Genomic DNA, 558 nt, shown 5'->3' on the forward strand with positions numbered 1-558 from the left:
CCCCGCGCCACCGCGGTGATCCTCACCGGACTGCCCGGGTTCGGCGTGCTGCTGGGGTCGGGTTTCGGCGCCGACCCCCTCGGGGTGCTGTTCGGGGGCCCGATCGGCGGCGCGCTGTGCCTGATCGGCGTCGGCTTCCTGGCGACGGGTCTGATGTGGACGGAGCGGATCGTGGACGGGGCGTCACGATGACCGCGGCGCTCCTGCTGATCGCCGCCGCCGTGTGCGTCGCTCCGTGGCGCAGCGCCGCCACAGAGCGGCTGCGTGACCTCGCCGAGGACTCCACCGTCGGCTCCGCCGCGGCTGCCGACTCTGATGCGGGTGTTGTCGGAGGTCCCCTCCCACGTCGGTCGTGGCTGTTCCCGCGGCTGGGCGTGCTGTCCCCGGCCCTCGATCGTGTCCGGCGAGGACGCACCGGACCCGCGGACACCGGGTCCCTCGCGCGGATGCTCGACCTGCTCGCGGTGGCGCTGCTCGCCGGACTGCCCACCCACCTGGCGCTGGGCGCCGTCGGGGACGCGGTCGCCCCCATCGACCCGGACGTGGCGGGGCCCCTCC

Annotated in this window: 2 protein-coding genes; both read left to right on the forward strand. The window is 75.6% G+C overall.

The window, feature by feature from the left end:
• Positions 1-192: type II secretion system F family protein (locus IY392_RS17730; protein WP_375292930.1), on the forward strand; the 192-nt coding region annotated here is incomplete at its 5' end.
• The coding region (locus tag IY392_RS17735; protein ID WP_228549595.1) for a hypothetical protein at positions 189-558 on the forward strand (370 nt) is incomplete at its 3' end. The genes IY392_RS17730 and IY392_RS17735, both read left to right, overlap by 4 nt.

This window comes from Dietzia sp. SYD-A1 (genome assembly GCF_015356725.1).
In the GTDB taxonomy this organism is placed as follows: domain Bacteria; phylum Actinomycetota; class Actinomycetes; order Mycobacteriales; family Mycobacteriaceae; genus Dietzia.